Raw genomic sequence first — 23,083 nt, forward strand, 5'->3', positions numbered from 1 at the left:
GGGTTTTAAGAGCAAACCCGGGGAACTGAAACATCTAAGTACCCGGAGGAAAGGACATCAATAGAGACTTCCCTAGTAGCGGCGAGCGAACGGGAACCAGCCGAGCCTGATGAGTGACTAGAATGTGTTGGGAAGCACAGCCATAGCGGGTGACAGCCCCGTATAGGAAGCTCTGAGGGACGTATTAAGTAGGGCGGGACACGTGAAATCCTGTTTGAAGATCGGAGGACCACCTCCGAAGGCTAAGTACTCCTTACTGACCGATAGCGAACCAGTACCGTGAGGGAAAGGTGAAAAGCACCCCGACGAGGGGAGTGAAACAGTACCTGAAACCGAACGCCTACAATCAGTTGGAGGCCCCTTGAGGGCTGACAGCGTACCTTTTGTATAATGGGTCATCGACTTGGTCTTACGAGCAAGCTTAAGCCGTTAGGTGTAGGCGCAGCGAAAGCGAGTCTTAATAGGGCGAATGAGTTCGTGGGATCAGACCCGAAACCGAGTGATCTAGGCATGACCAGGATGAAGGTGCGGTAACACGCACTGGAGGTCCGAACCCACACCTGTTGAAAAAGGTCGGGATGAGTTGTGCCTAGGGGTGAAAGGCCAATCAAACTCGGAGATAGCTGGTTCTCTGCGAAATCTATTTAGGTAGAGCGTCATCCGAATACCCCGGGGGGTAGAGCACTGGATGGGTAATGGGGCCCCACAGGCTTACTGATCCTAACCAAACTCCGAATACCCGGGAGTACTAGATGGCAGACACACTGCGGATGCTAACGTCCGTAGTGGAGAGGGAAACAACCCTGACCTCCGGCTAAGGCCCCTAATTCATGGCTAAGTGGGAAAGCAGGTGGGATGTCCAAAACAACCAGGAGGTTGGCTTAGAAGCAGCCATCCTTTAAAGATAGCGTAACAGCTCACTGGTCTAAATAAGACGTCCTGCGGCGAAGATGTAACGGGGCTCAAGCCATGAGCCGAAGCCGAGGATGCACATAGTGCATGGTAGCAGAGCGTAGTGTGACATAGAACAGCTCCTCCTTAACGCCTTCGGGCGTATTGGAGGAACAGTTCTTTCGATGAAGCGGGCGCGTGAGCGATCCCGTGGAGAGATCACTAGCGAGAATGATGACATGAGTAGCGACAAAGAGTGTGAGAGACACTCTCGCCGAAAGTCCAAGGGTTCCTGCTTAAAGCTAATCTGAGCAGGGTAAGCCGGCCCCTAAGCCGAGGCCGAAAGGCGTAGGCGATGGGAACCAGGTTAATATTCCTGGGCCAGGAGGATGTGACGGATTGCGAAGGTAGTTTGCTCTTATCGGATTGAGCAGGCTGCTGAGCAGTCCCTGGAAATAGCCCTCCATCAGACCGTACCCTAAACCGACACAGGTGGACTGGTAGAGAATACCAAGGCGCTTGAGAGAACGATGTTGAAGGAACTCGGCAAAATACCTCCGTAAGTTCGCGAGAAGGAGGCCCGGGTCCTACGCAAGTGGAATCCGGGGGCACAAACCAGGGGGTGGCGACTGTTTATTAAAAACACAGGGCTCTGCGAAGTCGCAAGACGACGTATAGGGTCTGACGCCTGCCCGGTGCCTGAAGGTTAAAAGGAGGGGTGAGAGCTCCGAATTGAAGCCCAGGTAAACGGCGGCCGTAACTATAACGGTCCTAAGGTAGCGAAATTCCTTGTCGGGTAAGTTCCGACCTGCACGAATGGCGTAACGACTTCCCCGCTGTCTCCAACATCGACTCAGCGAAATTGAATTGCCTGTCAAGATGCAGGCTTCCCGCGGTTAGACGGAAAGACCCCGTGCACCTTTACTACAGCTTCGCACTGGCATCAGGATTGTGATGTGCAGGATAGGTGGTAGGCATCGAAACCGTGACGCTAGTCGCGGTGGAGCCTTCCTTGAGATACCACCCTTCGCACTCTTGATGTCTAACCGCGGCCCATTATCTGGGTCCGGGACCCTGCGTGGCGGGTAGTTTGACTGGGGCGGTCGCCTCCTAAAGCGTAACGGAGGCGCGCGAAGGTTGGCTCAGAGCGGTCGGAAATCGCTCGTTGAGTGCAATGGCAAAAGCCAGCCTGACTGCGAGACTGACAAGTCGAGCAGAGACGAAAGTCGGCCATAGTGATCCGGTGGTCCCGAGTGGAAGGGCCATCGCTCAACGGATAAAAGGTACGCCGGGGATAACAGGCTGATACTGCCCAAGAGTCCATATCGACGGCAGTGTTTGGCACCTCGATGTCGGCTCATCTCATCCTGGGGCTGGAGCAGGTCCCAAGGGTACGGCTGTTCGCCGTTTAAAGAGGTACGTGAGCTGGGTTTAGAACGTCGTGAGACAGTTCGGTCCCTATCTGCCGTGGGTGTAGGATACTTGAGAGGAGTTGCCCCTAGTACGAGAGGACCGGGGTGAACGATCCACTGGTGGACCTGTTATCGTGCCAACGGTAGTGCAGGGTAGCTATGATCGGAAAGGATAACCGCTGAAGGCATCTAAGCGGGAAGCCCCCCTCAAAACAAGGTATCCCTGAGGGCCGTGGAAGACCACCACGTCAATAGGCCGGAGATGTAAGCGCAGCAATGCGTTCAGTTGACCGGTACTAATCGCCCGATTGGCTTGATCTGATCCAGTAAAAGACAGCCAAACACCAAAAAGCAAAACTGACTTGGACAACACGTTGACCCTCCTGAAAACAGGACGATCAACACGTTGATAAATCTAGACCCTGGGTGGCTCGTACAAACGTACAAGCCTTCCGGCGGCTTACGAGACTTGCTTCACAAGTCTCTCACAGCCGACCGAATAAGAACCCAGGATCGAAGATCATGGGTTCTTATTCGGTTTGGTGGCCAAAGCACAAGCGAAACACCCGGTCCCTTCCCGAACCCGGAAGTTAAGCGCTGTTGCGCCGATGGTACTGCATCTTAAGGTGTGGGAGAGTAGGGCACCGCCAAACCTAATAAGAACCCAAATAAAACCTCTCTAAACAAAAACACAAAACAAACACCGCGGGATGGAGCAGCCAGGTAGCTCGTCAGGCTCATAACCTGAAGGTCGTAGGTTCAAATCCTACTCCCGCAACCAATACTAATTCCCCAATAATATCAGTGCCTTCAAACCGCGCCTCAACACAGCGAGCGGATGCGGGCGTTGCAGTGATACCTGAGGGCGGTTACCAATAGCTGGCTGACCTTTGTTACCAAGGCAGGCTCGGCTATTACGTTTTGGAGCGCCTCAGGTCTTATTGACAGCTACACCACAGAACTGTCCACCGTGATGTAGCAACGGTCGCGCTTCGGCGCTGCTATCGAGATGTCGAACCTTACCGATCAGCAGTACGTGATCTCCAGCCTCAATTGTCTGGACTACATCTGTCACCAGTACTGCTGTCGCACCCCGCAAGACCGGCAGGCCGTGCCGGTTTTCGAACAGATCGCGCAAGTCCGCAGCGGGGCGCCCGGCGAAATGCAGTGCATGGGCGCGCATGTCCTCGGCCAGGATGTTGACCGCATAGCGCCCGGAGGCGCGCAGTTTGGGCAGCATCCGCGCCCCGCATCCCACGGAAATGCACACCAGCGGCGGGTCGAGCGAGACCGACATGAAAGCGCTGATCGTCATACCGTGATCGCCCTCGGGCGTGCGGGTGGTGACGACCGTTACGCCGGTGGCGAAACGGCCGCAACAGGTGCGCAGCGCATCGGGGTCGATATCCGCCGGTGCCAGGGTCATGCCGCCGCAGAGGCCCCGAGCTCGCGCCGGATGATCTCGGCTCCTGCGCTCAGCGCCTCCAGCTTGCCGCGTGCAACCTGTCGCGACAGGGGCGTCATTCCGCAGTTGGTGCAGGGATAAAGCTTGTCCGCATCGACGAATTGCAGCGCTTTGCGCAGAGTAGCGGCGACCTCTTCGGGCGTCTCAATCGTGTTGGTTGCCACATCAATAGCGCCCACCATGATCTTTTTGCCGCGGATCAGCTCGATCAGCTCCATCGGGACATGGCTATTCTGACATTCGAGGGACACCAGATCGACGCTGGATTTCTGGATCGCCGGGAAGATCATCTCATACTGCCGCCATTCAGAACCAAGCGTCGCCTTCCAGTCGGTGTTCGCCTTGATGCCGTAGCCATAGCAGATGTGGACGGCCTTCTGGCATTTCAGCCCCTCCATGGCGCGCTCCAGCGTCGCCATGCCCCAGTCGTTCACCTCGTCAAAGAAGACGTTGAAGGCAGGCTCGTCGAATTGGACGATGTCTACCCCTGCGGCCGCAAGCTCCTTCGCCTCTTCGTTCAGAAGCGTGGCAAATTCCCAGGCCAGCTTTTCGCGGCTGCGATAGTGCGCGTCATAGAGCGTGTCGATCATGGTCATCGGCCCGGGCAGCGCCCATTTGATCGGCGCGTCGGTGAGGCTGCGCAGGAACTTTGCATCCTCGACAAAGACCGAGCGGGGGCGGGATACAGCGCTGACCACTGTGGGCACGCTGGCGTCATAGCGATCCCGGATGCGCACCGTCTCGCGCTTTTCGAAATCGACGCCCTCAAGCCCTTCGATGAAGGTGGTGACGAAATGCTGACGGGTCTGTTCGCCGTCGCTGACGATGTCGATTCCTGCGCCACGCTGTTCGCCGAGGGTCACGCGCAGGGCGTCTTTTTTCGCCTGCGCCAAGGCGTCACCGTCCATCTTCCACGGAGACCAGAGCTTTTCGGGTTCCGCCAGCCAAGAGGGTTTCGGCAAGCTGCCAGCGGTGGAGGTGGGGAGCAATTTGGTCATGGTAAAGTCTTTCTTGGTTTTTGAATCAGGCGGCGAATTGGGTGGACCATTCGGTCAACCGAGCACGGTGTGGTTTGATGAAAGCTTCTTCAGCGAACTTGCCTTGCTCGGTTGCGAGGCGGCTGCGTTCTTCACGATCGTAGACCACGCGGGTCGGCGAGAAATCCTGATGCTTCAGGCTGGGCTGGTAAGTCTGACCTGCTACTGAATTGGCGTTGTAGATTTCAGGGCGGTAGATCTTCTGGAAGGCTTCCATGGTGCTGATCGTTCCGATCAGTTCTAGATTATTGTAATCGTTCAACAAATCACCAAAGTAGTAGAAGGCGAGGGGGGCGACGCTGCGCGGCGGCATGAAATAGCGAACTTGCATCCCCATCTTACCAAAATACTGCTCGGTCAAGGATGCACCGCTCGGGACATATTCGACACCAAGCACGGGATGCACATTCGCTGTGCGCTCGTAACTCTTGGATTCAGACACGCTCAGGCAGATCACTGGCGGTTTGCGAAACTGCGCCTTGAAGGCGCCGGAGGCAATAAACGCTTTGAAGATTTTGCCATGCAATTCGCCAAAATCACTCGGCAGGCTGAAACCGTCGCGCCCCTTGTTGTGCTCTGGAAGCACCACGCTGAAATCATAATCCCGCACATAGGACGAGAAATTGTTCCCCACCAAGCCTTGCGAGCGAGTGTTGGTTCTACGGTCCAAGGTCGTCGTCTGAAGCACTTCAATCGCGGGGAACACGTCGCCACTGCCACCAAGGTTCAAATCAACTGAAATGATGTCCAGTTCGACCGCATAGCGATCCGCCTGCGGATTGTCCCAGTTGGCCAAGTCGTTGAACCGATTGTCTATCATGCGCAACGCGTTGGCCAGATTTTGTTGGCGATGGTCTCCGCGCGCAAGGTTTGCGAAATTCGTGGTCAATCTCGTGCCGCTCTCGGGCATGTAACCCTCGTCAAACCGAAGGCTCTTGATTTGGAATGAGAAAGGCTCGGTCATGGTGCTCCGGTCTCCAGTCAAAAGTCATGAGGCCAGTGGTCGCGGACGAACGGCCCGATGTTTCTGGCAATGCCTCCTTCTGCCGCAGATTTGACATGAATAAAAATGACTTATCAGAAAGAAAACATGACCTGTTGTCATGTGTTGGGGTGCGAGCTCACAGCTCTGCATCAGGTTCAGGCCGTCAGATTTCGACTGTTTCCGCCAGCTGGATGAATCCGTCGAGATAGCTCGGTAACGTCCCTGCCCGATAGCCAAGATGGATGGACTTCGGGATGCCGGAGCCGATGCGCACGCCTGTCACATCTTTGACGTTGCGCAGCAGCCAGTCCGGCGTGGCACTGACCGCACGACCCGAGGCGACCATCCGCAACATTAAGTCAGTGGTCTCCACCGTGCGGTGCCTGCGAGGCAGGGCGTGGGCAGGCACGAGGAACTGCGTGTAGATATCGAGCCTCTCGCGCGCAACTGGGTACGTGATGAGCGTCTCCGCCGCGATGTCGGTGGGCATGATTTGCGCTTTCCGGGCCAGCGGGTGGTCGTTGGCTACCGCCAGCACCAGTTCGTAGTCAAAAACAGGCCGGTATTCGAGGCCTGGACGCTCTATCGGATCGGGGGTGACCAGAAGATCAATCTCGTGCCCCAGCAGGGCAGCGAGCCCGCCGAACTGAAAAGCCGAGGTCACGTCGAGATCAACATCTGGCCAGTCGGCGAGAAACGGATCGACGATCCGCATCAGCCAGTCCTGACATGGGTGGCACTCCATGCCGACCCGGATCGCCCCACGTCGCCCGCGCGCGTAATCCTCCAGCACCGAAGCGCCGTGTTCAAGTTGCGGCAAGACCCGCATGGCCAACCCAAGCAGATATTCCCCTGTCGGCGTGAGCCGCAGCTTGCGCCCCTCGCGATCCCAGAGCTTCACGCCGTGACGCTCTTCGAAGCGCCGGACCGCATGGCTGACGGCCGATTGAGTCAGGTTCAGCCGATCCGCGGCGTCGGTTAAGCTACCGGTCCGTTCGATTTCACGCAAAATGGCCAGCGGCTGGATGTCGATCATGAGGCTTGACTGAGTGTCATTCAATCGCTTCCGAGCTGAGATCAAGCGTTGTGGACAAGACGCCATAAGGCGCTCAACAGCAGTTGCAGCCCGTAGCGCCTCTCACAAACTCCCAAAGTGATTTGTCAGCGCGTTGGAACGGGTCTTTCACCGCGGTAGTCGTAAAAACCGCGTTGGGTTTTGCGGCCAAGCCATCCCGCTTCGACATATTTGGTTAGCAAGGGGCAGGGACGGTACTTCGTATCGGCCAACCCGTCGTGCAACACGTTCATAATCGCAAGGCAGGTGTCGAGGCCGATAAAATCCGCCAGCTCCAGTGGACCCATCGGGTGGTTTGCACCAAGTTTCATGGATTCATCGATGGAGCGCACGCTGCCTACGCCTTCATAGAGCGTATAGACCGCCTCATTGATCATGGGCATGAGAATACGGTTCACGATGAAAGCAGGGAAGTCCTCGGCGCTGGCAGCCGTCTTTCCAAGCTTTTCAACCACGGCTTGGCAGGTCTGAAACGTGTCCTCATCAGTCGCAATGCCACGAATGAGTTCGACCAGCTGCATCACCGGTACCGGGTTCATGAAGTGGAACCCCATGAAACGCTCAGGCCGATCCGTGCGACTCGCCAGACGTGTGATTGAGATCGACGATGTGTTGGACGTGAGAATCGTATGCGGTTGCAAATGGGGCAGCAGATCCTCAAAGATTGCCTGCTTTACGGCTTCACGCTCGGTTGCAGCTTCGATCACCAGATCGGTTTGACCCAAATCTGCCAGAGTGAGCGTGGTCGAGATCCGGTCCATCGTGGCGGTAACTTCAGCGTCTTCAATCTTGCCACGGCTGGCCTGACGGGCGAGGTTTTTCTGGATCAGTGACAGCGCGCTGTCGAGCGCCTGCTGGCTTATGTCATTGAGAACAACATTAAATCCTGCAAGCGCCAAGACGTGGGCAATGCCGTTGCCCATCTGACCTGCACCGATAACCCCAACTTTTTTCACGTCCATGATGGATGGCCTTTCCTTGCGCCTGCCTAGTGCCTGCGGGCGGATACTAAAGGTTTCGCGCCTGCAGAAACAAGGCCGATTGCCTCTGTTTTCAGCAAATTCGCCGTTTAGCAGTTTGGAAAGATTCGGGCGGCAATATGGCTCTTGGGTGAAAAAGTGGTGGATGAAATGAGCTATGAACTCAAAAGCGCAGACGCGCTTGTGAGCGAGTTATGCAGCTACGGTGAGTCGCGGCTGCGTGTCAGGGGACCGGCGCGTGCGCTGAGTGATCCTTACATCAGTTTCCTTGGTGGAACCGAAGTGTTTGGGCGTTTCGTTGAACGGCCTTTCGCCCAAGGCGTTGAAGGGCAAATTGGTTTGGCCTGTATCAACCTTGGTTGTGTGAACGCAGGGGTTGATGCGTTTTTACATGATGAGTCGTTGATGGACATAGCGGCAGGTGGGCAAATGACCGTGCTGCAGGTGATGGGGGCGCAGAACCTCACCAATAGTTTCTATAAGGTCCATCCTCGGCGCAATGATCGCTTTTTGCGCGCCTATGACGCGCTTGTGCATTTGTTTCCAGAGGTCGATTTTACCGACTTCAACTTCAACAAGCATCTGCTGACATCGCTTAAGGACGTGTCCGAGGACCGGTTTGAGCGGGTAAGGGCTGGCCTTCAAGAAACTTGGCTGACACGAATGAGCCGCATCGTGGATGCGCTTGGTGGGCGGGTTGTGCTGCTGTGGCTCCGGTATGATATGGGAACGGTCGACACGCTTGGCCCTTCTCCAAGCCTTGTGGAGCGGTCTATGGTTGATGTTCTGCGTCCGCGTGTATCTGGCGTGATTGAGCTTGAGGTGACGACAGCCGGGCAGGCGCAGGATATTCCGGGGATGATGTTTGGCCCGATGGACCTGCCTGCTGCGCAGATGATGCTTGGCCCCAAGGAACATGACCGGATCGCGGATGTCGTGGCGTCAAGACTACTCAATATGTTGGCGGCTGCCTGAGCCACACGGAAATACGCCTGAAATGCAAAAAAGGCCCGCGCAATTGGCGGGCCTTTCGCATTCTTCGAAGCTGTTTGGATCAGCCGAGCTTTTCGGTCAGTTCCGGTACGGCTTGGAACAGGTCTGCAACCAGCCCGTAGTCGGCAACCTGAAAGATCGGTGCTTCTTCGTCTTTGTTGATGGCGACGATGATCTTGGAATCTTTCATACCTGCAAGGTGCTGGATCGCGCCGGAGATGCCGACAGCGATATAGAGCTCAGGCGCAACCACCTTACCGGTCTGACCCACCTGCCAGTCGTTCGGAGCAAAGCCCGAATCGACCGCGGCACGGGATGCGCCAACCGCAGCGCCCAGTTTGTCGGCCAAGGCTTCGATGATCTTGAAGTCTTCTTCAGAGCCGACACCGCGACCACCGGAGACAACCACACCAGCGGATGTGAGCTCAGGGCGGTCGCTGGTGGCGAGCTTGTCTTCAACCCAAGAGCTGAGGCCGGGGTTATCGGCTGCGGAAATGGTATCGACAGAAGCCGAGCCACCTTCGCCAGCGGCATCAAAGGTGGACGTCCGGAAGGAGATGACCTTTTTTGCATCCGCTGATTTCACCACTTGGATGGCGTTACCTGCGTAGATCGGGCGCTCGAATGTGTCGGCGTCAACCACGGCCGTCACGTCCGAGATCACCATCACATCAAGCAGAGCTGCCACGCGGGGCAGGATGTTCTTGGCATCGGTGGTCGCGGGCGCAACGATGTGGCTGTAATCGCCCGCGAGCGATGCGATCAGCGCTGCGGTGGGTTCTGCCAAACGGTGGCCGAGGCTTTCGTCTTCGGCAACCAGCACCTTTGCAACGCCATCGATTTTGGCGGCAACTTCGCCCGCTGCAGCAGCGGATGCGCCTGCAGCCAATACGGTCACATCGCCCAGAGATTTCGCGGCGGAAACAGCCTTTGCAGTGGCATCAAACGCCAGCTCACCTGCGTTGACTTCGGCAAGGAGAAGAACAGCCATTACACAGCCCCCGCTTCTTTGAGTTTCGCAACCAGCTCGTCCACGGAGCCCACGATGATGCCTGCAGAGCGGGCCTCGGGTTCCTTGGTCTCCACCACGGTCAGGCGTGGGGTGACGTCGACGCCGTAATCAGCAGCGGTTTTCTCGTCGAGCGGCTTTTTCTTTGCCTTCATGATGTTCGGCAAGGAGGCATAGCGCGGCTCATTGAGGCGCAGATCCACGGTGACGATTGTTGGCATCTTCACAGAGATGGTCTGCAAACCGCCGTCCACCTCACGGGTGACCTTCGCGTTATCGCCGTCGATGTCGACTTCGGACGCAAAGGTTGCCTGAGACCAGCCCAGCAGTGCCGACAGCATCTGACCGGTGGCGTTCATGTCGTTGTCGATCGCCTGCTTGCCTGCCAGCACGAGGCCCGGCTGCTCTTCTTCGACAACTTTGGCGAGGATCTTGGCAACCGCGAGCGGTTCAATATCCTGATGCACATCGTCGGCTGCAACTACGAGGATGGCGCGGTCGGCACCCATGGCGAGCGCGGTGCGCAGGGTTTCCTGAGCCTGCTTGACGCCGATGGAGACTGCGACCACCTCATCCGCCTTGCCCGCTTCTTTGAGGCGGATGGCCTCTTCGACGGCAATCTCGTCAAAGGGGTTCATCGACATCTTGACGTTGGCGAGATCAACACCGCTTCCATCCGCTTTGACGCGGACTTTCACGTTATAGTCGATCACGCGTTTGACAGGCACGAGTACCTTCATAGTGCGTTTCTCCTTAACAATCGGGCCCCGCTCCCACGGGTCCCATGAATGCTCTCGAGGTGTTGATACCGACTAGAGGGCGACGGCAACAGGGTAAAATCGTCACGTTGTGGCTCGAGGACGTCGCGTTTGCAGCAATAACGCCAAATTTCGTTACGGAATTTTCTTTCCGCAAACCTGCTGAGGGGCATATAAAAGTTCCTCCCGCCGATAGTCGGGCAGTACCCGGGCCAATTCGGGTTTCGGCGAAACGCAGGTCGCGGCTGATGTATGCGTGCGCTTTATGACTTTTGAATGGGGTTTGTTAACAGTTGTGTAGTTCACTTCATTCGAAAAAAATCGACGAGAAATTTACGAATGCAGTCATTGGCCAGCAAGGAAGCACAATTTGTCGCGGGCACACTCGCCCCTTCGGTCAGGCTGGATGCCAAGAGCATAAGCGCTGCAGGACTGGCGAGAGAGTTCGCACCTCTACGCTCATTCCTTTTTGAGCAGAGTGCGCGAATGGAAAGCCCGGCCCCTATTTCGCAGCACAGCGTGTTCATCGGTGCCCAAAGCTATATGAATGATTCGGGCATTGTGCGGGACAGGGTCTTTATCGGTCGGTACTGCAGTATCGGTCGTCGCGTGTCGATCGCAGCAGGTGCGCACTACATGACGGGAGTGTCTACAAATCCTGCGCTGGCACAGGGGCCTGCCGAAGCATTCTATAGCGCAGATGAGATGGAGGCACTTGAGTTCTCGGCTGCCTCCAGGGGAGATGCGCCCACCATCCTGCAGGCGGATGTCTGGGTCGGAGATGGGGCCATTGTCATGCCGGGTGTGGTTGTTGGGGCAGGAGCCGTTATTGGCGCAAATGCCGTGGTCACTAAAGATGTCGCCCCATATTCGATAGTCGCAGGAAGCCCTGCACGTCACATTCGGTTCCGCTTTCCGGAGAGGGTGCGGGAGCGACTGCTGCAATCACAGTGGTGGGACCTGTCATTGGAAACACTTAAGGCATTTCAATCGGGCAATGTTCTGTCATTCCTTGATGAAGTCGAGGCCTTGAACACCGCCGAGACGCATTTTGCCGATTGTCCCACATTTGCGATTGGAACGTAGGCACTCAACCAGACCTTGCGGATCCTCAGAGCGGTATCCCCAAGGAACAGGTTGCGTGTGGGCGTTGCTCGACTGAAGACCTCGGTGGCCTGTAGAGTTTTCTTCTTTGAAGCTGGAACTGCTCCGCAGGCAAAAAAGGACTACCGGTTAGCGCCGGGCACCCAGAGCACATCTTTCTCGCCATTTTCGTTGGCGATGCGCGAGGCCACGAAGAACCAATCCGAAAGCCGGTTGAGGTAGATCGTCACCGATGGGTTGACGTCTTCTTCTGTGGCCAGTTCTGTTGTCAAACGCTCAGCGCGGCGGGCGACGGTGCGACAAACGTGCAGATACGCCGAAAGCGCGCTGCCGCCGGGGAGAACAAAACTGCGCAGGGGCGTCAGATTTTTGTTCATGACGTCGATTTCCGCCTCGAGGCGATCCACCTGACTTTGCGCGATACGCAGCGGCGGATACTCAGCGTCTGCATCCAGATGCATATCGGGCCGACACAGATCAGCGCCAAGATCAAAGAGGTCATTTTGAATGCGTGCCAGAGCGGCGTCCATGTCACCCTCAGCGACCAGTCGGGCAACGCCCACCTGCGCGTTCAACTCATCCGAAGTGCCATAAGCGGTCACACGGGCAGAGTGTTTGGCAACGCGCGCCCCATTGCCAAGCGCGGTGTCGCCCTTATCGCCGGTGCGGGTGTAGATTTTGCTGAGAACGACCATGTTAGTTTCCTGTGCCGGCAAAATAGACAAAAGCAACCATCAAGACCACGGCGATGAACTGAAAGAAAATACGCAGGCGCATCATCTTGTTGCCGTTCTTGCGGTTGAATTCTCCGCCGACGCCAAAGCCGCCGATGCCGATGGCAAGCACGATGGCCACTGCGGCCATTGCGAGGATGCCCAAAATATAAAGTGGAGAGCCCATGATCCGTGTGGTCCTTTGTTGTCCTGTGGCGCCGGATGCCTCTGATTTGCATTCGGTTCGCTGTGGTGCGTCTATCTATACCGCAGCAAGATGCGGTCAATCGCGCGCGTGGACAGTACCCTGCGCAGCGTCCCGGCGATATAGGTTGGCGTGGTGACATAGTAACGCGGACGTGGGCGGCGTGCCTCTAGGGCGTGCGCGAGTTTCTTGGACACTGCCGCAGGTGGCAGTTCAAACGCATCTGGCCCGCTGGATTCATAAAGCCGCTTCAACAGTGATCCCTCGTATCGATCGCGGATCGGCGAGTTTTTCCAGTCGATGTGCTTTTCAAAATGCGGAATGGAGTTTTCCCGGATTTTGGATGTAACGGGGCCCGGCTCAATCAGGATTACGTCGATCCCGGTGCCGGACAGCTCCAGCCGGAGGGTGTCGCTCAGCCCTTCGATTGCAAATTTTGTTGCCGCATAGGCCCCGCGCCAAGGGTATGTTACCAGACCAAGCACAGATGAGTTTTGCACTATCCGCCCGTGTCCCTGCGCGCGCATCACCGGGACCACCTGTCGGATCAGTTCGTGCCAGCCAAACACATTGGTCTCAAAAATCTCGCGCAGGCCATCTGTGGGCAGATCCTCGACCGCACCGGGCAGCCCGTGTGCGCCGTTGTTGAACAGCGCATCCAGCGTGCCGCCGGTGGATTTTAGCACTTCGGCCAGCCCAGTTTTAATGCTGTCTGCGTCGGTATAATCAATGCGCGGGCTTTCAAAGCCTTCGGCGCGCAGGCGGTCGCAATCGCGCTGCTGCCTGCATGAGGCAAACACCCGCCAACCACGGGCGCGCATGTCATGGGCGGCTGCGTGGCCAATGCCGGATGAGCAGCCAGTAATCAGCAAGGTTTTGGTCATCGTCGCTCCCCGGGTAGGTCCGGGGCCGAGTTATGACTGTTTCGCGCTCAGCAGGGAAGCCGCAATCCAGCCCACTTGTCCGGTCTTTGGGTTTTCCAGCAGTGACCAACCGGAAGGATCGTCGTTAAGCACGCGCACCTTGTCCCCGGCAAGCAGTTGCATCAGCACCGGAAAACGGGTGCCGGGCCCAAGGCGCACATTGGCGCGAGAGGCTCGTATCTTGCGCATGTCGCCGATCGGCTCGGGGGTTGCGACAGCAGCGACGGGCTGCGGTTCATCGGTTGTGATCGCGCCAAGACCCCCCTCTATCGATCCGATCCGCAGACCCGTGACGGGCAGATTGAGAGAAATCGGCTGCGGCAGGGAAACCACCGAGGCCGGTTCGCGCAAGGAGATGTTGATAACCGCAGCATCCGACCCGGTCGGGGTGTCGGATGCGGTATCTGCGCGATTGCCAGTGGCGGTTTTGATCACAGCCGGTGCACTATATGGAGTCAGAACAGGGCTGGCGAGCTGGGTTTCCGCAGGGCGGCTGATGATCCGGCCACGGTCACTGGCTGCGGCGACGCGGGCACTCGGGGTCTCAGTTTGAGGGCGCTCGGGAGGGGAGAAATCCGCACCTCCGCTGAGTTCGTAAAAAGCTAGTGCCAAACCGGCAAAAGAAACCACCAAAAACCGCGACATCGCGTACACTCCCCCGAAAATTGATCGCTGTAAAACAAGCAGCTTACCCCGCTCCCGCGCTCAACGCGGCAGGCACATAGATGTTCCGAACCTGAAATTGGCAGCGAGAATCGCATTGGGTGCGATCATATTCTACAATTTTAACATAAAACGAGGGGAGAGGTGGCAAATTCCTCCCCCGCAGTGGCTTGATGGGGCGAATTTTCAAATGATTTCAGGGCAACGCGGCCACGCCATGTCGCTCTTCTGTGGAAAACGGGCGATGCCCGCTTGCCGCATGACGAGGTGGGCAGTATCAGGATGAGATGACCGACATCGTTGATGATCCCACGACCCCCGAGATGCCTGCAAATGGCGAGCTGCGCGAGCCGCTGCGCCGCGCCATTGGCGAGCGATACCTAACGTATGCGCTGAGCACGATTATGCACCGGGCCTTGCCCGATGCGCGTGACGGCCTGAAGCCTGTGCATCGGCGCATCCTTTACGCCATGAGCCGATTGCGTCTGTCGTCATCGGGCGGGTTTCTGAAGTCCGCCAAGATTTCTGGCGACACCATGGGGGATTTCCACCCTCACGGGGATGCGGCGATTTATGACGCCATGGCGCGTCTGGCGCAGGATTTTGCGGTGCGCTATCCGCTGGTTGATGGTCAGGGTAACTTTGGCAACATCGACGGCGATAACCCTGCGGCCTCGCGCTACACCGAGGCACGGATGACCTTCATCGCTGAGGCGATGCTGGAGGGGCTGGGCGAAGACGCGGTCGATTTTCGCGACAACTATGATGGCCGCCTGCAAGAGCCGAGCGTTCTGCCTGCGACCTTCCCGAATATTCTCGCCAATGGATCCAGCGGTATTGCCGTGGGTATGGCGACCAATATTCCGCCGCATAATATTTCCGAGCTGATCGATGCCTGTATCCACCTGATCAAGGCACCGAACGCGGGTGATGACACGCTGCTGCAATATGTGCCGGGGCCGGATTTCCCAACCGGCGGCACCATTGTGGAACCGAAGGAAAACATCGCACAGGCCTATCGCACGGGCCGTGGATCATTCCGGTTGCGCGCCAAACACGAAATTGAGGATCTGGGCCGGGGCCAATGGCAGGTTGTTGTCACCGAAATCCCCTATCAGGTGCAGAAATCCAAGCTCATCGAGAAAATCGCGGAGCTGATCCAGACCAAGAAGGTGCCGATCCTTGCAGACGTGCGCGATGAGAGCGCCGAAGACATCCGCATCATTCTGGAGCCGAAATCCAAGAACGTCGATCCCGAGGTCCTGATGGGGTTGATGTATCGTAACTCCGATCTGGAGGTGCGGTTCTCGCTCAATATGAACGTGCTGATCGACGGTGTGACGCCCAAAGTCTGCTCGATGAAGGAGGTGCTGCGCGCCTTCCTTGATCACCGCCGTGATGTGCTTCAGCGCCGCTCGCGCCACCGGATGGCCAAGATCGACCACCGGCTTGAGGTGCTCGACGGTTTCATCATCGCGTTTTTGAACCTCGACCGGGTGATCGACATCATCCGCTATGACGATGATCCCAAAGCGGCATTGATGCGTGAAAACTGGGATCGCGAACATCCCCGTGCCTTCACCGAGGCCGAGTATATCACGCCTGCCGCAGGCGAAGGTGAACTCTCCGAGGTGCAGGCCGAAGCGATCCTCAACATGCGCCTGCGCAGCTTGCGCAAGCTCGAAGAGATCGAACTCACCCGCGAGCGGGATGCCTTGCGCGAAGAACGCGCGGGCTTGGCCGAGCTTCTGGAGAGTGAAGATCTGCAATGGAAGAAGATCACCGAACAGTTGCGTGAGACCAAAAAACAGTTCGGCAAAGACTATGAGGGCGGCAGTCGTCGCACCCAGTTTGCCGAGGCGGGCGAGGTCGAAGACGTGCCGCTTGAGGCGATGATCGACCGCGAACCGATCACCGTGGTGTGCTCGCAGATGGGCTGGATTCGCGCGATGACCGGCCATATCGACCTGAACCGTGAGTTGAAGTTCAAGGACGGCGACGGCCCGCGCTTTATTTTCCATGCGGAAACCACCGACCGGCTCTTGGTCTTTGGTTCCAACGGGCGGTTCTATACCCTGTCAGCGGCCAATCTGCCCGGCGGTCGTGGTATGGGCGAACCTCTGCGCCTGATGGTGGACCTGCCCAATGAGGTCGAAATCGTTGATCTCTTCATCCACAACCCGGAAGGGCGTCTGCTGGTGGCATCGGATGCAGGCAATGGCTTTGTCTGTGCAGAAAAAGAGATCGTGGCGCAGACACGGGGCGGCAAGCAGGTGTTGAACGTCAAGGACGACGAGCGCGCCAAGATCTGTATTCCTGTCTCTGGCGATCACGTTGCGGTGGTTTCCGAGAACGGCAAGTTCCTTGTATTCTCTATTGAGGAAATGCCTGAACTCACCCGCGGCAAGGGCGTGCGCCTGCAGAAATACAACATGGCCCGAGGGCGTCAGGGCTCGCTGGAACTGGATGGCGGCCTTGCGGATGTCACCACCTTCAACTGGGATGAAGGGCTGCAGTGGGAAATGGGCGGCGGCAAAACCCGCCATGAAACCGATCTCAGCCAGTGGCTCGGCAAGCGGGCAGGGGTTGGCAAGCGCCCCCCCTATGGGTTCCCCAAGGATTACAAATTCAAATAACGGCAATATATTGCCGGAAAACATGTGGCCCCTGCGCAACCGCGCGGGGGTTCGCTTTTGTGCGGGTTTACCGGGAGGGAAATCCCGGTCTATCACTTGGCCACCCTGATCCGAGAGCGAGATAGAGAGATTTGATGTTGCGCACGATAGCCCTTCTGGCCCTGACCGTTCTTGTCGCAGCCTGTACACCGCCCAGCCCCGACGATGAGCTGCGCGACCTTGGCAGCTACAAACTCGGCCACAATATCGTGGTCGCGCCCAAGGTGCAGATGGTACCCGGCTCCCGTCCGGTGGAGGCGCAGGAATGGGTCGATCTGCTGACCAATGAAGTGTCCGCAAGATTTTCTCAGTATGAGGGCGATCAGCTTTATCACTTTGGCATCAGCGTAGAGGGGTATTTTGTCGCTCCCGGCGGTGTGCCTCTGGTGCTGAGCCCGAAATCCGTGCTTGCGGTAAATGTCACCGTCTGGGACGACGCCGCGAATAAGAAGCTGAACACAGAGCCCAAAACCTTCACCGTTTTTGAAACCACCTCGGGAGAGAGCTTCCTGGTTGGGTCGGGCCATGCCCGCACACGTGAAGAGCAGATGCAGGGTCTGGCCCGCAATGCGGTCAGGGCCATCGAAACCTGGATGGTTGAACAGCATAAGGAAAACGGCTGGTTTGATGCGCGTGAGGCGGATGTGGTTGAGAACGCCGCCGACGCGGCCAGCGGATAGCGCGTTTGTCAAGAACGAACCGCTTGATTTTTGCGCGCAAACCAAATAAGCCGCGCGCGCAGAGGAAACCGGGTCCGGTCGGACCCCCCAATTTTCAAAAGGGCGCCTAAGGAATGGCAAAGGAAAAGTTTGAGCGTAATAAACCGCACGTCAACATCGGCACCGTTGGCCACGTTGACCACGGTAAAACCACGCTGACCGCAGCAATCACCAAATACTTCGGCGACTTCCGCGCATACGACCAGATCGACGGCGCACCGGAAGAAAAAGCACGCGGTATCACCATCTCCACCGCCCACGTGGAATATGAAACCGACGCGCGTCACTACGCACACGTCGACTGCCCCGGCCACGCTGACTATGTGAAAAACATGATCACCGGTGCGGCGCAGATGGACGGCGCGATCCTGGTTGTGAACGCAGCAGACGGCCCGATGCCCCAGACCCGCGAGCACATCCTGCTGGCGCGTCAGGTTGGCGTTCCCGCGCTGGTCGTGTTCATGAACAAAGTGGACCAGGTCGACGACGAAGAGCTCCTCGAGCTCGTCGAAATGGAAATCCGCGAACTGCTGTCTTCCTATGACTTCCCCGGCGACGATATCCCGATCATCGCAGGTTCCGCTCTGGCGGCGATGGAAGGCCGTGACGCCAACATCGGTGAAGAGAAGATCAAAGAGCTGATGGCGGCTGTGGATGAGTACATCCCGACCCCTGAGCGCGCTGTTGACCAGCCCTTCCTGATGCCGATCGAAGACGTGTTCTCGATCTCTGGCCGTGGTACCGTTGTGACCGGTCGTGTTGAGCGTGGCGTGATCAATGTTGGCGACAACATCGAAATCGTTGGCATCAAAGACACCACCACCACCACCTGTACCGGTGTGGAAATGTTCCGCAAACTGCTGGACCGTGGTGAAGCAGGCGACAACATCGGCGCGCTGCTGCGTGGTATCGACCGTGAAGCGGTTGAGCGTGGTCAGGTTCTGTGTAAGCCGGGCTCCGTGACCCCGCACACCAAATTCGAGGCAGAAGCCTACATTCTGACCAAAGAAGAAGGTGGCCGTCACACGCCGTTCTTTGCGAACTACCGTCCGCAGTTCTACTTCCGCACCACCGACGTGACCGGCACCGTGACTCTGCCTGCCGGCACCGAGATGGTGATGCCGGGCGACAACCTGAAGTTCGAAGTTGAACTGATCGCCCCGATCGCGATGGAAGACGGTCTGCGTTTTGCGATCCGCGAAGGCGGCCGCACCGTTGGCGCGGGCGTTGTGTCCAAGATCCTCGCGTAAGCGAAGAGCCTCGCCTGATTTAAACGGCGAGTGATAATAGAGAGGGCCTCCCAACGGGAGGCCCTTTTCTCATGTTTTTGCGCGTTCTGGGCCTTGGCGCCGGGATGCCTTGCCTCGGTGCTCAAGGCTGTGCATACACATGAAAAATGGGTGTTTTCGCCAGATCGCCACATTGGACTTCTGGTGGATATGAAAACGGAAAGACGATTTTTTGCCTCGCACAGCATATGTCCATATCGGTACGCACAAGACTGGCACGACCTATCTGCAAAGCTGGATGCGCAAGAATGCAAATACGCTCGCACAACTTGGGATCGTGTATCCCGACATAGGCCTGACGCCAAAAGATGCTGCACATAAAGTGCTGGCGCTAGAGGCGCGCACTGCACCTGACACATTGTCCGAGACCGAGTCATGGGCGCAGCTTGCAGATATTGTTGCAGAAACCTCGGGCGATGTGGTGATCTCTTCGGAGACTTTCAGTGACCGGATGAAGGCGCCAGAACATGTCAGGCGCTTAGTGCGCTTCTTTGCCGACCTTGGGTTGGAGACAAGGTTCATTATCTTTCTGCGCGATCCACCCGCCTATCTGAACTCTCTCTATGTTCAGGCGGTCAAACGCTTTAATGCAGGCTGCTCTTTTGAGGACTACGCAGAGGAAAAGCTCAAGCAGGGGTATTGCAACTATGCGGAACGCATAGAGTTTTTCGCCGCTGCCGCACCGGTGATTGCCTTGCCCTTTCGTCGCGACAGCAAAGCGTTGGAATATGTGTTTCTGGAGGCGATGGGCCGTTCGAGCGAAGAAATCGATCGATGCCAGCCCCAGGCTATTTCTGTTCAAAACCCAAGCATGGGGCCCTTTGCGATCCATGTCGCTCGGGAAATATATGCGCGTTTGCCCTCTGACATCACTGCACCGGAGCGCCGCCGCAGGCGTCTGGAGTTTAAGTCGGTCTTGACCAAACTTGAGGGGTTTGAGACGGGTTTTGTTGGCTGTGACAACGCATATGCCGAGAATATACGTCACAGAGTTTCCCATCAAACCGCAGCGGTCGCCGCAGAACACTTTGGCGCACCGTGGGAGGACGTTGTTCCAGCTGAAACCATGTTCGACCGCTACGCCGCCCAGCAGGAACTGGAGTTTCCCGCTGAGCGTGTTGAGCCTCTGGTCAAAACAATGGTGGATGGCGATTTCGGCCCGCGCTGGCCTTTCGTGCGGCGCTGGGCGTACCGCCTCAAGCGAAAGGCGATGGGTCTGTTTTCGGCATAAACCAGAGACGGAATCGGTGCTGACATCGCCTTATTTCCGGAATGCGCGGTACGATACCTGAGGTCATTGATCCGTGCGCGTGCTGGCAAGTGCAAAAATGCGAACTTCTCTCTTGCGTCCTCTGGCGCACTCGCTTAGGAACGCCGCACCACAGGGGTATAGCTCAGTTGGTAGAGCGACGGTCTCCAAAACCGTAGGTCGCGGGTTCGAACCCTGCTGCCCCTGCCATTAAAATCAATGACATCAGAAAATTCACCGCTGACCCATCACCTCTATGTTGGGCACTTGTGATTTTTTCCGATGTTGCCAGATACTTCCAACGAATTGATCGCGGTCAAAGCAGGCGATGGTGATGGATCTTGCCCCGTTTCAGGCGACTGCGGAGCCGTGGAACGCCCTTGTGCGACACAGGTGAGATTTTCGCGGCTCGGTGGATTCAAGCTGTGGTTTTCAGAAATTGAGGTTGAATTGGCCGCAGAGGCGCTCCATCCGAGCGGCGGGCCTTGAATTTACCACCGCTCTCGGGTAGATCGCCCTCCTAGTCGACAAGAGAGAGTGCGAGAGCCCTATGGCCACCATCAATCCCGTTAAGTTCATCCAGCAGGTGCGCGCAGAAGTCAGCAAGGTTGTCTGGCCGACTCGCCGCGAGGTTCTGCTGACCACGGTCATGGTGTTCATCATGGCGGCACTGGCTGCGGCGTTCTTTGCAGTGGTGGATCTGCTGATCCGCACCGGTCTGAGCGGCATCTACGGGATCTTTGGCTAAGATAGGCATTTGATGTGCTGCAGTTGTTGTGGTGCCGTTGCCTCTTGATCTTGCCTGCTCAGAGGGATAGTTCAGCCGATACTGGATGAGGCGTGCGGCGATTCGCACGCCGATTTTTGTTGGACCGCAGCCAATGGCTGCACGGAGATATTTCGCGGCACAGGCCCGCAGGGAACAAGAAGGACGAGCAGGTTCATGGCGAAACGGTGGTATTCGGTCAGCGTTCTTTCGAACTTCGAAAAGAAAATCGCAGAACAGATTCGCACCGCAGTCGTGGAGCAGGGTCTTGAGGACGAGATCGACGAGGTTCTGGTTCCCACTGAGGAAGTGATCGAAATTCGTCGTGGCAAAAAAGTCTCGACCGAGCGCCGCTTCATGCCGGGCTACGTGCTGGTGCATATGGAGATGTCCGATCAGGGCTATCACCTGATTTCCTCCATCAACCGCGTCACTGGCTTCCTCGGCCCGCAAGGTCGCCCGATGCCAATGCGCGACGCTGAGGTGCAGGGCATTCTGGGCCGCGTCGAAGAAGGTGTTGAGGCACCGCGCACGCTCATTTCCTTCGAGGTGGGCGAGAAGGTCAAAGTCAACGACGGCCCGTTCGAGGATTTCGACGGTATGGTCGAAGGCGTGGACGACGAGAACCAGAAACTCAAGGTCACCGTGTCGATCTTTGGTCGCGAGACCCCGGTGGAGCTGGACTTCACGCAGGTCACCAAACAGGTGTAATCCACGCCTGTTTCGGCACACATGCCGGACATCACATCGCATTTCCCATTGGGAACCTGACGATCGGCCCCTAGAGTGGGGCCGATTTTGTTTTGTTCACTGGAGTTTTGCGTCCATGAAATTGCTCGTCGTGTCGACGAATGCTGCCCTGACGATGGGGGGCGAGGCGATGAAGGCGCTGCAATACATGCAGCAACTGCTGGCAGATGGTCGCGACGCAACCCTCATCACCCACGAACGCTGCCGTGATGCATTGACCGAGGAGTTGCCAGCGGATCGGGTGATCTATGTGCGCGACAGCGCCATGATGAAAACCTGCTGGCGCACGCCGGGTCTGGCGCGATTTGTGAACAGTTTCTTCCATGTGGAGGTCGCCCGGATCTGTCGCGGCTTTGATCCCGCACAGGTGGTGATCCATTACTTATGTCCGATCTCACCGGTGGAGCAGCGTTTCCCACCAAAGGGCTATCGCTATGTGATCGGGCCGCTTTCGGGCAATATCTTCTATCCGCAAGGGTTCCAGCATCTCGCGGAAAAAAGCCTGCGACTGCAGCAGCGCATCTATCGCCCTCTGCAAAAGGCTCTGGGACTGGTCTCTCGCCAGTTTGCGCGCGCCGACAGGGTGCTGGTTTCGGGCTACATGCGCACGCGAGAGGCGTTGGGCTGGGCGGGCTGTCCCGAGGCTCGGATGCGAGATGTTTGGGACGCCGGGCTCAGCGATGACCTCTTTGCGCGGCCCCGTGTGTGCCCGGCTGAAAACCCGGCGCATTTTGTCTGGATTGGCCGCATGGTGCCCTACAAGGGGGCAGATCTGGCTATTCGTGCGCTGTCTCAAGCCCCAGAGGAGGCGCGGCTCACGCTATATGGGGATGGGCCGCAACGTGCCGCGCTGGAGGCTCTGGTGCGGGATCTGGGCCTCTCTGAGCGGGTGACATTTGCAGGCTGGCTCGCGCATGAGGATCTGTCGCAGGAGCTGGGCCAATATCGTGCGCTGCTGTTCCCGAGCCTCAAGGAGGCCAATGGCATTATTGTGCAGGAATGCATGGCCATTGGCCTACCGGTGGTGCCGTTGCGCTGGGGCGGCCCGCTTGGGCTTGCCACAGATGACGAAGCGCTGTTCGTCGAGGCCCATGATCCGGCACAGGTGGTACGGGACTTGGCTGCCGCGATTGTAGAGTTGACGCAACAGCCGGAACGCGCCGAGGCCCTGTCGAAAACAGCGCGGATCAAGGCCGAGGCCGCGTTTCCATGGGCGCAGGTAGCACAGAGCTGGTACGCCGCAGCCCTTGCGGCGCATGATGCGCATGATCAAGGCGCAAAGCGCAGCGCCGGGGGTTGATTCCTGCAGCAAGGGGGCGTATCAGCCGCCAATCTGCCCGGTTCCTTAACCGGGCGTGATTCTTGTGGGAGGCCCAAGCGTCGCGACGTGATGGGTCGAACCACGCAACGTAAAAGAGCTCT

General features: G+C 57.4%; 20 protein-coding genes, 2 tRNA genes and 2 rRNA genes (1 of these 24 running past the window's edge). 13 read left to right on the forward strand and 11 right to left on the reverse strand.

The genetic code is table 11. From position 1 onward, the window contains the following. From QNI81_RS00745 to QNI81_RS00755, 3 genes are all read left to right on the forward strand, one after another. A 23S ribosomal RNA gene (locus tag QNI81_RS00745) occupies positions 1 to 2,624 on the forward strand; it begins 205 nt to the left of the window's first position. Between the two features lie 217 nt (positions 2,625 to 2,841). Further along, a 5S ribosomal RNA gene (gene rrf, locus QNI81_RS00750) occupies positions 2,842 to 2,956 on the forward strand. 51 nt (positions 2,957 to 3,007) lie between these two features. Further along, positions 3,008 to 3,084 (forward strand) — tRNA-Met (locus QNI81_RS00755). Positions 3,085 to 3,234: 150 nt separating this feature from the next. On the opposite strand, the gene QNI81_RS00760 is transcribed toward QNI81_RS00755, so the two are convergent. The 5 genes from QNI81_RS00760 to QNI81_RS00780 all read right to left on the reverse strand — a co-directional run bounded on the left by QNI81_RS00760 (position 3,235) and on the right by QNI81_RS00780 (position 7,827). Continuing rightward, the gene (locus QNI81_RS00760) at positions 3,235 to 3,729 is read right to left on the reverse strand and encodes a flavin reductase family protein (RefSeq protein WP_283967053.1); all 495 of its coding nucleotides are present in this window, start codon (positions 3,727 to 3,729) and stop codon (positions 3,235 to 3,237) included. Further along, on the reverse strand, positions 3,726 to 4,766 hold the full coding sequence (locus QNI81_RS00765; protein WP_283967054.1) for a methionine synthase: 1,041 nt from the start codon (positions 4,764 to 4,766) through the stop codon (positions 3,726 to 3,728). The genes QNI81_RS00760 and QNI81_RS00765 overlap by 4 nt, the downstream gene beginning before the upstream one ends. Before the next feature lie 25 nt (positions 4,767 to 4,791). Next, positions 4,792 to 5,769 (reverse strand): DUF1852 domain-containing protein, encoded by a 978-nt coding sequence (locus QNI81_RS00770; RefSeq protein WP_283967055.1) that lies wholly within the window; start codon positions 5,767 to 5,769, stop codon positions 4,792 to 4,794. 184 nt (positions 5,770 to 5,953) lie between these two features. Next, the gene (locus QNI81_RS00775; protein ID WP_283967056.1) at positions 5,954 to 6,826 is read right to left on the reverse strand and encodes a LysR family transcriptional regulator; all 873 of its coding nucleotides are present in this window, start codon (positions 6,824 to 6,826) and stop codon (positions 5,954 to 5,956) included. 125 nt (positions 6,827 to 6,951) lie between these two features. Continuing rightward, the gene (locus QNI81_RS00780) at positions 6,952 to 7,827 is read right to left on the reverse strand and encodes a 3-hydroxybutyryl-CoA dehydrogenase (protein WP_283967057.1); all 876 of its coding nucleotides are present in this window, start codon (positions 7,825 to 7,827) and stop codon (positions 6,952 to 6,954) included. A gap of 168 nt (positions 7,828 to 7,995) precedes the next feature. Here QNI81_RS00780 and QNI81_RS00785 point away from each other — a divergent pair, with 168 nt between their 5' ends. Then, positions 7,996 to 8,820 (forward strand): DUF6473 family protein, encoded by an 825-nt coding sequence (locus QNI81_RS00785; RefSeq protein ID WP_283967058.1) that lies wholly within the window; start codon positions 7,996 to 7,998, stop codon positions 8,818 to 8,820. A 79-nt stretch (positions 8,821 to 8,899) separates the two neighbouring features. Here QNI81_RS00785 and QNI81_RS00790 read toward each other — a convergent pair whose 3' ends face one another. Together QNI81_RS00790 and QNI81_RS00795 are read right to left on the reverse strand one after the other, a co-directional pair. Beyond that, entirely contained in the window at positions 8,900 to 9,829 is a 930-nt protein-coding gene (locus QNI81_RS00790; RefSeq protein WP_283967059.1) for an electron transfer flavoprotein subunit alpha/FixB family protein, read from the reverse strand. Beyond that, positions 9,829 to 10,587 carry an electron transfer flavoprotein subunit beta/FixA family protein gene (locus QNI81_RS00795; protein ID WP_005616943.1) on the reverse strand — a complete coding sequence of 253 codons (759 nt, stop codon included), beginning with the start codon at positions 10,585 to 10,587 and terminating at the stop codon, positions 9,829 to 9,831. Before QNI81_RS00795 ends, QNI81_RS00790 begins: the two co-directional genes overlap by 1 nt. Positions 10,588 to 10,881: 294 nt before the next feature. Here QNI81_RS00795 and QNI81_RS00800 point away from each other — a divergent pair, with 294 nt between their 5' ends. Beyond that, positions 10,882 to 11,691 carry a CatB-related O-acetyltransferase gene (locus QNI81_RS00800; protein WP_283967060.1) on the forward strand — a complete coding sequence of 270 codons (810 nt, stop codon included), beginning with the start codon at positions 10,882 to 10,884 and terminating at the stop codon, positions 11,689 to 11,691. 140 nt (positions 11,692 to 11,831) lie between these two features. Here QNI81_RS00800 and QNI81_RS00805 read toward each other — a convergent pair whose 3' ends face one another. The 4 genes from QNI81_RS00805 to QNI81_RS00820 form a co-directional block, all read right to left on the reverse strand. After that, positions 11,832 to 12,404 (reverse strand): cob(I)yrinic acid a,c-diamide adenosyltransferase, encoded by a 573-nt coding sequence (locus QNI81_RS00805; RefSeq protein WP_216012656.1) that lies wholly within the window; start codon positions 12,402 to 12,404, stop codon positions 11,832 to 11,834. A 1-nt stretch (position 12,405) separates the two neighbouring features. After that, entirely contained in the window at positions 12,406 to 12,609 is a 204-nt protein-coding gene (locus QNI81_RS00810; RefSeq protein WP_005616935.1) for a twin transmembrane helix small protein, read from the reverse strand. A gap of 71 nt (positions 12,610 to 12,680) precedes the next feature. Then, positions 12,681 to 13,511 carry an SDR family NAD(P)-dependent oxidoreductase gene (locus tag QNI81_RS00815; protein WP_283967061.1) on the reverse strand — a complete coding sequence of 277 codons (831 nt, stop codon included), beginning with the start codon at positions 13,509 to 13,511 and terminating at the stop codon, positions 12,681 to 12,683. A gap of 30 nt (positions 13,512 to 13,541) precedes the next feature. After that, positions 13,542 to 14,195, reverse strand: a complete 654-nt coding sequence (locus QNI81_RS00820) for an SH3 domain-containing protein (protein ID WP_065326371.1) — start codon at positions 14,193 to 14,195, stop codon at positions 13,542 to 13,544. Between the two features lie 305 nt (positions 14,196 to 14,500). Here QNI81_RS00820 and parC point away from each other — a divergent pair, with 305 nt between their 5' ends. From parC to QNI81_RS00860, 8 genes are all read left to right on the forward strand, one after another. After that, positions 14,501 to 16,849, forward strand: a complete 2,349-nt coding sequence (parC, locus tag QNI81_RS00825) for a DNA topoisomerase IV subunit A (protein WP_283967062.1) — start codon at positions 14,501 to 14,503, stop codon at positions 16,847 to 16,849. Positions 16,850 to 16,983: 134 nt separating this feature from the next. Further along, the gene (locus QNI81_RS00830; RefSeq protein ID WP_009177211.1) at positions 16,984 to 17,568 is read left to right on the forward strand and encodes a hypothetical protein; all 585 of its coding nucleotides are present in this window, start codon (positions 16,984 to 16,986) and stop codon (positions 17,566 to 17,568) included. A gap of 113 nt (positions 17,569 to 17,681) precedes the next feature. Next, on the forward strand, positions 17,682 to 18,857 hold the full coding sequence (gene tuf, locus QNI81_RS00835; RefSeq protein ID WP_074712646.1) for an elongation factor Tu: 1,176 nt from the start codon (positions 17,682 to 17,684) through the stop codon (positions 18,855 to 18,857). 211 nt (positions 18,858 to 19,068) lie between these two features. After that, a complete protein-coding gene (locus QNI81_RS00840) occupies positions 19,069 to 20,127 on the forward strand; it encodes a hypothetical protein (protein ID WP_283967063.1) in 1,059 nt (352 codons plus the stop codon). Between the two features lie 152 nt (positions 20,128 to 20,279). Further along, positions 20,280 to 20,355: transfer RNA gene (locus QNI81_RS00845), tRNA-Trp, on the forward strand. Positions 20,356 to 20,695: 340 nt separating this feature from the next. Next, positions 20,696 to 20,893: a preprotein translocase subunit SecE gene (gene secE, locus QNI81_RS00850; RefSeq protein WP_005621023.1), complete on the forward strand. Its 198-nt coding sequence runs from the start codon at positions 20,696 to 20,698 to the stop codon at positions 20,891 to 20,893. A gap of 195 nt (positions 20,894 to 21,088) precedes the next feature. Continuing rightward, on the forward strand, positions 21,089 to 21,622 hold the full coding sequence (gene nusG / locus QNI81_RS00855) for a transcription termination/antitermination protein NusG (protein ID WP_005621026.1): 534 nt from the start codon (positions 21,089 to 21,091) through the stop codon (positions 21,620 to 21,622). Between the two features lie 115 nt (positions 21,623 to 21,737). Next, positions 21,738 to 22,961 carry a glycosyltransferase family 4 protein gene (locus QNI81_RS00860; protein WP_283967064.1) on the forward strand — a complete coding sequence of 408 codons (1,224 nt, stop codon included), beginning with the start codon at positions 21,738 to 21,740 and terminating at the stop codon, positions 22,959 to 22,961. Positions 22,962 to 23,083 lie beyond the last annotated feature (122 nt).

Origin of the sequence: Tritonibacter sp. AK171 (assembly GCF_030127025.1) — a bacterium.
GTDB classification, from domain to species: domain Bacteria; phylum Pseudomonadota; class Alphaproteobacteria; order Rhodobacterales; family Rhodobacteraceae; genus Epibacterium; species Epibacterium mobile.